The organism is Methylomonas koyamae (genome assembly GCF_001644025.1).
GTDB classification, from domain to species: Bacteria; Pseudomonadota; Gammaproteobacteria; order Methylococcales; family Methylomonadaceae; genus Methylomonas; species Methylomonas koyamae_A.
This window is the reverse complement of sequence record NZ_LUUK01000060.1, coordinates 1-9,348: the sequence shown is the minus strand read 5'-3', so window position 1 is coordinate 9,348 and position 9,348 is coordinate 1. Positions and strand designations below refer to the sequence as shown.

The 9,348-nt window shown below is 60.0% G+C and carries 5 protein-coding genes; 4 read left to right on the top strand and 1 reads right to left on the bottom strand.

Going from position 1 to position 9,348, the window contains the following annotated elements:
* Positions 1–866: 866 nt before the first annotated feature.
* The 4 genes from A1355_RS05745 to A1355_RS05730 all read left to right on the top strand — a co-directional run bounded on the left by A1355_RS05745 (position 867) and on the right by A1355_RS05730 (position 7,281).
* Positions 867–3,092 carry a type I secretion system permease/ATPase gene (locus A1355_RS05745; protein WP_064025904.1) on the top strand — a complete coding sequence of 742 codons (2,226 nt, stop codon included), beginning with the start codon at positions 867–869 and terminating at the stop codon, positions 3,090–3,092.
* The gene (locus A1355_RS05740) at positions 3,089–4,432 is read left to right on the top strand and encodes an HlyD family type I secretion periplasmic adaptor subunit (protein WP_064025902.1); all 1,344 of its coding nucleotides are present in this window, start codon (positions 3,089–3,091) and stop codon (positions 4,430–4,432) included. Before A1355_RS05745 ends, A1355_RS05740 begins: the two co-directional genes overlap by 4 nt.
* Complete coding sequence (locus tag A1355_RS05735) at positions 4,422–5,966, top strand: TolC family protein (RefSeq protein WP_197471728.1); 1,545 nt, start codon at positions 4,422–4,424, stop codon at positions 5,964–5,966. The genes A1355_RS05740 and A1355_RS05735 overlap by 11 nt, the downstream gene beginning before the upstream one ends.
* An 85-nt stretch (positions 5,967–6,051) precedes the next feature.
* Positions 6,052–7,281: a glycosyltransferase family 4 protein gene (locus A1355_RS05730; RefSeq protein WP_064025898.1), complete on the top strand. Its 1,230-nt coding sequence runs from the start codon at positions 6,052–6,054 to the stop codon at positions 7,279–7,281.
* Positions 7,282–7,493: 212 nt separating this feature from the next.
* Here the strand turns inward: A1355_RS05730 and A1355_RS05725 are convergent.
* On the bottom strand, positions 7,494–9,348 hold a 1,855-nt coding region (locus A1355_RS05725), incomplete at its 5' end, for a calcium-binding protein (RefSeq protein ID WP_064025896.1).

Here is a 9,348-nt window from a genome sequence, read left to right as displayed (position 1 = left end):
CCGGTTAAAACTACCCCCTGACGGATTCGAAAGGGGGTAGGGTGGTTATTCGTCGAACGAGGGTTCGGCGCGTATTTTTTCCAGCATGGAGGTTAGGATTGACGGCAAGATTGAGCCGAATCGACCTCGAACGTCTAACGGTTCCTTGAGTTAGTACCGCCTGGCCGCAATGGCCAATCGTTGTCTTACCCAGGGGCTTGCCTTGAATTGCGTTCTCAGCCAACCGCGATAATCTTCGAGGCTTCCCGTCCAATCGTCCGGCGGCGAAAACGGGGACTCGGGATGACCCGGATCCGTTTCCACAATGCTGATGTCGAACACGAAGTTAGCCATGTTCATCCTCCGCCATAACCAGCGATGCGATCTGCCCGGTGTGGTCGATGTCCAACACGAACCGTTTGCCGTGCAGGCCTTTAAATGCACCCAGATCCGGCATTAGCCGGCTTAATTCTACTTTGTCACATTAGCCTCGCCACCCGAAATGGCTGAATTAATGTATAATAAGTGCATATTCCGATTAAAGCCGCCACCCATTCCGACCGCAAACCCACCAGTGATTCCTGTTCCAAAACAGCTGGTGGCGCCTATACTCAATTTCACTGTGTAATCACTGACGATCTTTCAATCTTGGCGCTCCCACACATTGCCAACCCGTTCCTCTAGACAAATGCCGCAACGCAGACTAGATTTGCCCGGTCTTTTCGCAGAACGGGCTTGCCGTTAGCGACAAAGCTCAAATTTACCAACCTGTATTTCATTCGCCTCTAGTCAAGGATGCCCGTGTTCGATTTGCGATTCGTCAGCTCCGTCAGTGTATTCAGTGTTTTCCCACTGATAAACGTGCCGGTTCTAACCGGCTACTCGCAATGACATCAGCGAATCCAAACTCTCCAGGCCTGGACACCGGACTAGCCGCGTTATTAATGATTGCCGCCTTCCACGGCGTGGCCGCCGACGAAGCGGCCTTGCGCCACGAGTTTGGGCCGATGTTGGTGGCGGATCGCGAGGGGCGTTACCGTTTCGACCACCGAGCCTTGCAATTGGCCGCACAACGGGTGGGCTTGACCGCCCAGTTGCGCCGGCAAGACCCGCAACGTTTAGCGTTAGCGCCGTTGCCGGCAATGGCGAAGGACATCGACGGCCGCTACTTCATCCTGGCCAAATTCGATGCCGGGGTGCCGGCGCCCGTGGTTTCGGCTCCGGGCGGCCAGCCGGCCGGCAATCAGCGCTCGCCAAACGCCGACGCCAAAGTCCTGATCCAGCGCCCCGGCGAGCCGCCGGCGGTGTTGACGTTGGCCGAGCTGCTAGGATGCTGGACCGGCGAACTGCTGTTTTTCACCTCCAAGGCCAGCTATGCCGGCGAGGCCGCGCAATTCGATTTCACCTGGTTCATTCCCGCCCTGATCAAGTACCGCAAGCTGTTCGGCGAAGTGCTGTTGATTTCGCTGGTGTTGCAACTGATAGGCCTGGTCACGCCGCTGTTTTTCCAAGTGGTGATGGACAAGGTGCTGGTCAACCACGCGATGAAGACCTTGAACGTGATTGCGATCGGCTTAATCGGTGCGATGCTGTTCGAAGCCGCCTTGTCCGGCATCCGCACTTGGGTGTTTGCTCATACTAGCAGTAAGATCGACGTGGAACTGGGCGCCCGTTTGTTCAAGCATTTGCTGGCCCTGCCGACCGCTTATTTTCAGGCGCGCCGGGTCGGCGATTCGGTCGCCAGAGTCCGCGAGCTGGAGAATATCCGCTCGTTTCTGACCGGTAATGCCATCACTTTGTTGCTGGATTTGCTGTTCTCGGTGATATTCATCGGCGTGATGCTGTACTACAGCCCGTGGCTGACCCTGATCGTCGTGGTATCGATACCGCTGTATATCTTGTTGTCGGTGGCGTTCACCCCGGTGATTCGGACCCGCCTGGACGAGAAGTTCAACCGCAGCGCCGAAAGCCAAGCCTTTCTGGTCGAGACCATCAGCGGCATCGATACGGTCAAGGCGTTGGCGGTCGAGCCGCGCTGGACCCAGCACTGGGAGAAACAACTGGCGGCTTACGTCACCGCCGGCCTGGCGGTGACGCAGGCGGCGACGTTGGCCAGCGGCGGCGTCAACCTGATCAGCAAACTGGTGACCGCCGCCATCATGTGGCTGGGCGCCACGCTGGTGGTCGACGGCCAGTTGACCGTCGGCGAACTGGTGGCCTTCAACATGCTGTCCGGTCAGGTCTCGGCGCCGATCTTGCGCTTGGCGCAGCTGTGGAACGACTTTCAACAAGTCGGCATCTCGATGCGCCGCCTGGGCGATATTCTCAACACCCGTAGCGAAATCATGGGCCAAAAGACCCGGTTACCGCGCATTGCCGGCGCCATCGAATTCGACCAAGTCTCGTTCCGCTACCGGCCGGATGCGCCGGACGTGATACGCGCAGTGAATTTAAAGATCGCGCCGGGCGAAGTGATCGGCATCGTCGGCCGCTCCGGCTCCGGCAAAAGTACCTTGACCAAGCTGGTGCAGCGTCTGTTCGTCCCGGACCGCGGCCGAGTGCTGATAGACGGCCACGACATCGGCATCGTCGACACCGCGTCGCTACGCCAGCAAATCGGCGTGGTATTACAGGAAAATACCCTGTTCAACCGCTCGATTCGCGACAACATCGCCCTGGTCAACCCGGCCTTGCCGTTCGAAGCCGTCATCGAAGCCGCCAAACTAGCCGGCGCCCACGAGTTCATCTGCGAGTTGCCGGAAGGCTACGACACCCTGGTCGGCGAACACGGCACCGGTTTGTCCGGCGGCCAGCGCCAACGCATCGCCATCGCTCGGGCACTGATCGGCAACCCGCGCATCCTGATCTTCGACGAAGCCACCAGCGCCTTGGACTACGAATCGGAAAAAGTGATTCAGGACAATATGCGCCGTATCTGCCAGGGCCGTACCGTGTTGATCATCGCCCACCGCTTGTCGGCGGTGCGTGACGCCAGCCGTATCGTGGTCATGGAACGCGGCCAGATTGCCGAAACCGGCCGGCATCAGGCCTTGCTGCAGGTGCCGAACGGCATCTACGCCCACTTGTACCAACTGCAGCAGGCCGGCGCATGAGCCTGCGCCACCGATTGCAAGCCTACGCCGAACTGTGGCGCCGTTACCGCGATACCTTTCGCTACTTCTGGCAACGGCGGCGAGAGCTGGATCGCCCGCCATTATTCGCCGACGAAGCCGAGTTTCTGCCGGCGGCGCTGGCCTTGCAGGCCAAACCGGTGTCGCCGCTGGGCCGCGGCGTGGCCTGGTTGTTGATGGCGTTGGTCGCCGCGACGCTGGCCTGGGCCTGTCTGGGCGAAGTGGACATCATCGTCAACGCCGCCGGCAAAATCATCCCCAGCGCCCGTACCAAGACCATCGCCTCGGTCGATACCGCCAGCGTCGCCGCGATTTACGTGCGCGAAGGCCAGTTCGTCAAGCAAGGCGACCCGTTACTGGACCTGGACAGCAACGCCTTCGACGCCGAACGCGACAAGGCCAGGGCCAACTACATCGAAGCCCGCTTGCAGGAGGCGCGGGCCGGTGCCTTGATCGACGCCATCGACCGTGGCAAGGTGCCGGCCTTCGCCTGTCCCGCCGAGGTACCCGCGGCCAAATACCAAGCCGCGTTGGCGCATTTGGCGGGCCAATACCGCGACTTCATCGCCAAGCGGCAGCGCCTGGACGGCGACATCGCCCGCTACGCCGCGGCGCTGCCGCTGGCCGCGCAACAAGCCCGCGACTTTCAAGCCTTGGCCGAGGCCCACGACGTCGCCCCGCATGCCTACCTGGAAAAGGAACAAGCCCGTATCGAGCTGCAAGGCCAGTTGGACAGCGCCAAAAACCAGCGCGCCGCGCTGATTGCCGAGACTCGCAAATTGGCCTTCGACGAACGCACCCAAGCCGGCAAACTGGCCAGCGACGCCGACCAGGACGCTGCCCGCGCCGACGCCCACGGCCGCTTGCTGAAGCTGAGCGCCCCGGTGGCCGGTACCGTCCTGCAACTGGCCGCGCATACCGTCGGCGGTGTGGTCGCCGCAGCCCAGCCGCTGCTGCAATTGGTGCCGCAAGACAGTACGGTCGAAGTCGAAGCTACCCTGGAAAACAAAGACATCGGTTTCGTTCGGGAAGGCCAACGCGCCGAAGTCAAGATCGACGCCTTCCCCTATACCAAATACGGCACCGTCACTGGCCAGGTGGCCCACGTGTCGCGCGATGCGATTCAAGACGAGAAAAAAGGCTTGATCTACAGCGTGCGCATCGCCCTCGACCAAGCCACGCTGGCGGTCGACGGCCATGATGCCGCGCTGTCGCCCGGCTTGTCGATCCAGGCCGACATCAAAACCGGCCGGCGCCGGGTCATCGAATACGTGTTGACGCCGCTGTTGCAGCACGGCCGGGAAAGCTTGCGTGAGCGTTAACGCCAAAACGGTGCGAACAGCGTGCCGCCCAGGCCGTTCGGCCACGGCATTGGCGCTGAGTGTGGCGCTGGGCCTAATGCCCAAGTTGGCCCTAAGTGTTGATCTATCCCCCGTACCCAACATTCCCGACGTGCTCGACGATCCGCTCAATACCCGGCCGCCAGTGCTGACGCAGGGCGCGGTGTTGCCGGGCGACCGGCAAAGCATCGTCTGTCCGGTTGAAAAAGACTTCGCAACGCCGTTGCTGCTGGACGACGCGGTCGATCTGGCGCTATGCAATCATCCGCAAGCCCAAGCCGCCTGGGCCGAACTCAAAATCCAGGCCGCCAATCTCGGCGTGGCCAAAGCCGGATATTGGCCGACCGTGAACGGTGCGGTCAACCATTTGAACAGCTATTACCAATTTCCCGGCTCGAACGCGCCGTCCAACGAAACCGACGGTTTCACCTTGTACGGCAACCTGAATTGGCGGTTGTTCGACTTCGGCGGCCGTTCGGCTAATCTGGCCGCGGCCAACTGGCTATTGACCCAAGCGCTGGCCAATCAAGACGCGGTGTTTCAACGCATCCTGGACGGCGTGATTCAAGCCTATTTCGACGCCCAAACCGCCAACGCCCAACGGCAGGCCAAGACCGATAGCGAGGCCCTGGCCGGCCAGACCCTGACGAGCGCCCGCCGCCGCGAGGCCGGCGGCGTCAGCGGCCGTAGCGATACCCTGCAAGCCGAAACCGCCCTGGCCAAGGCGGCATTGGGACGCAGCCGGGCCGACGGCGACTACCGCAAGGCCTTGGCGGTACTGCGCCAGGCGATGGGTATCGCGCCGGAAACGCTACTGAATTTGCCGGACAACGTCGACACGGCGGTGGCCGGCGAGACGCTGGCCCAAGACGGCCGCGATTTGCAAACCTGGCTGGCCGAAGCCCAGCGCCGCCATCCGGCCATCGTCGCGGCCCAAGCCCAGTGGGAAGCCGCCAAGGAACGTATCGTGCAGGCCCGCGCCGAAGGTTTGCCGACGCTGGACTTTAGCCTGAACGCCTATCAAAACGGCTACCCCAATCAAGCCCTGTCGCAAAACCAAACGAGAGTGGAAACTATCGGTATCAATCTGACCATCCCACTGTTCGAAGGCTTTGTCCGCACCTACAAAATCCGCGGCGCTCAGGCCCAAGCCGAGCAGCGCGCGGCCGAACTGGCCGACACCGAGCGGCAGACCCTGCTGGATGTGGTCAAGGCCCACGCCGAGGCCGAAGCCGCGCTGCGCAACCTCAGCTATTCGGCGACTTGGCTGGACAGCGCGCAAGCCGCGGTCGACAGCTCCCGGCGGCGTTACGACAAAGGCGCCGCCGACATTCTGGAACTGCTGAATACCCAGACCGCGTTGGCCGACGCCCGTCAGGAACGCCTGCGCACCCTCGCCGACTGGCGAGCGGCTCGCTTGCGCTTGTTCACCAGCAGCGGTTTGTTGGGACGGGACCTGATCGAGCAGGCTGAAGGGCGATATGGAAACGGTCGGCCGGCTATCAGCGCCAAATAGTGATGAACGCCATAGAACGGTATTCGCTGATCCGCCAAACGACGACACACACCGCAAACAACCCAACATCAAGCGCTAAGCTCCGATGAAATGCCTATTCGTCCATCAAAATTTCCCCGGCCAGTATCGCCACTTGGCCGCCCATCTGGCCGCCGATCCCCGCCATCAAGTCGTGTTTATCACCCAACGTTCGGAAGGCGAACTGCCGGGCGTGCGGAAAATGGTCTACCGACCGCACCGGGCACGATCGCACAGCGTTCACCAATATTTGCGGGAAACCGAAACGGCGGTGATCAACGCTCAAAGTGTTGCCCGCACCGCCCTGGACTTAAAACGGGCCGGTTTCGTACCGGATTTGATGCTGGGTCATAACGGTTGGGGCGAAATCTGGTATTTGAAGGAGGTATTCCCGCAATCGCCGCTGCTGGGTTACTTCGAGTTCTTTTACCGGCTGAGCGGCGCCGATGTCGGTTTCGATCCGAACGAGCCGACCGCCTTCGACGACGGGCCGCGCTTGCGGACCAAGAATCTGGGTAATTATTTGGCCTTGGATACGGTTGATGCCGGACTCTGTCCCACTCACTGGCAGAAATCGCGCTATCCGACCGGCTACCACGACAAATTGCACGTCATCCACGACGGCATCGACACGAGCATCGTCCGCCCGAATCCGGATGCGGCCTTATCCCTGGCGCAAGCCGGGCTGACGTTGAGCCGGGCCGACGAAGTCGTCACGTACGTGGCCCGCAATCTGGAGCCCTATCGCGGTTTTCCCAGCTTCATGCGCAGTCTGCCGGCCGTCCTGGCAGCCCGGCCCCAGGCACGGATCGTGATCGTCGGCGGCGATGAGGTCAGTTACGGCAAGCGCCTGCCGCCGGGGCAGACCTATCGTCAACAGTTACAGGCAGAACTTGGCGACGCGCTGGATGGGCGGCGGGTGCATTTTTTGGGCAAGGTGGCGTATCCGACCTTTCTGAAGATACTGCAACTATCGAGGGTCCACGTCTACCTGACCTATCCCTTCGTGTTGTCCTGGTCGGTGCTGGAAGCGATGGCCGCCGGCTGCCTGGTGGTGGCTTCGAATACCGCGCCGGTGCAAGAAGTGATTCGCGACGGCGATAACGGTTGGTTGGTGGATTTCTTCTCGCCCAGTGAGATTGCCGAACGAGTCATCGAAGGTTTAAAAGCGGGGCCGGCGGGGTTTGCCGCCATGCGGCACAACGCCCGGCAAACGGTGATCGAGCGCTACGATCTCAACACGGTGTGTTTGCCGGCGCAGCTTGGATGGCTGGATCGGTTACGGCGGCGGGACTAACAAGCCCGTCAAAACAGCGGCCGCTTCCATTCCTTTTCCTTCCCACAAACGAGGCGGCGCTCAACAGCACCGAGCGTCATTCATACCAGTTCGAAATCACCTAATCGAGCGCGGAACCAAGGAACTCATCGGGAACGCATCCAACCAAAGCCGGCGCCCCAACGCCCGATCCCCAAGCTGCTTGACCTCGGGATCGGGCACGCTAACGCCGCTTATTGCCAGTTGGCCGCAATCACCGGCGCCAGCGCGGTTTGGTAATTAGTCGGCAACGTGATTTGGCCCGACGACGGCGGTGCAAAGGCCGCCATTGCCGACACCAGACTCTCGACCTGACTATCCAGCAAGGTCAAATTGCCGTCCGTGGTCTTGAACTGCTCGACGTGGTTGGCGCTGCCGATATACCAGTTTTGCACGACCAGCTTATCCGACGTTCCGATGATGCTGACTTCCAGGTTGTTCCCCGCATGGACGAACCACAACTGGTCGGCGCTCACGCCGGTCAGGAACTGGGCCACGTCGGCATTACCCACCGTCGCATCGTTCTCGACCACGGTGTCGGCACCGTAGCCCCGGCCCAGAACGTAGGTGTCGTTGCCAGTGCCGCCGGTCAACGTATCCGCGCCACCCTGTCCGTCCAGAGTATCGTTGCCGGCCAAGCCGGAGAGGCTGTTGGCGGCACTGTTACCGGTAAGCCGATTGTCCAAGGTATTGCCGGTGCCGTTGATGCCAGCAGTGCCGGTGAGTGTCAGGTATTCAACATTCGAACCTAAAGTCAAAGAAATCGACGTTTCGACGGTGTCGCTGCCACCACCGGCCGCTTCAACAACGACTTCGCCAACGGTATCGACGATAAACGTATCATCGCCTAAACCGCCTTCCATTCGGTCAACGCCGAGCCCGCCGTCGATGCGATTGTTACCCGAGTTGCCAATCAGGGTGTTGTCCAAACTGTTACCGGTTGCATTCGCCGCTAACGAGCCTGTTAAGGTTAAATTTTCTACATTGGCCGCGTGGTTTAAATCGTAACTAAAACCAACCTGCACCCGATCAATGCCACCGTCGGCAGACTCGATAATCACATCTCCGGCATCGTCTACGAGATACAAGTCATTCCCAAGTCCACCTCGCATCGTATCCGCTCCCACTCCGCCGTCCAGCAAATCGTTCCCCTCCAGATTAAAACGTAACGCGGCGTTCCATGGTAGCACTGCCTGTCCCGCAATCAGATTTTTGCCGTCGAAAGCAGCCGTTCCGGCACCGATGTCGAGAATCACGCCATTAGCGGACGATGTGATCGTTTGACTGTTAACGGTGATCGAGCCAATGTACAGATTTCGATCCTGCACAGGCGAGGCGACTGTCGCGTCATTACTGAAGGCTACATCGATACGTCTAGCGCTAACACCCAGTAAAGCGGGATCCACCGTGTAGCTTTGATAACTCGCGGTATTGGTCACACTAAATGATGTTTTGAGGACGCCGTCGATGTAAACGTCCATCTTAGCCCCGACACCGTCGTTCAACAGATTGGCTTTTGCACTGATCTCCAATTGGTTGATCAAAGTAGCCGGTGCAGTATCCGTGATATCCGCCCCGTACAAGGTGTCGTTGCCGCTACCACCGTAAAGGGTGTCGTCACCAGCTTGACCTTTCAACACATCGTTACCGGCGTCGCCGCTCAGAGTGTTGTTGATCGAGTTACCCGACAACAGGTTATCCAGTAAATTGCCGGTCGCCGTTATCGCCGCTGTGTCCGTCAACGTCAGATTTTCGAGATTGGGGTTAGTCGCCAGACTGTAGCTCATGTTGGAAATAACGCTATCGTTGCCTTCGCCGGCATTTTCGATAATCACGTCGCCGGGGTTATCCAGCATGTAAACGTCGTTGCCCAGTCCGCCGGTTAAAGTATCGGCACCCAGGCCACCCAATAGGTAGTCGTTTCCGCCAGCGGTGGACAGTACGTCGTTCCCATCCGTCCCGACCAGGACATTGGTCATTACAGTACCGTTGGCAAAAGCAATTTGCTCAATCCGGTAACTGGCGTTGCTAAACCAGTTCTTCACGGTG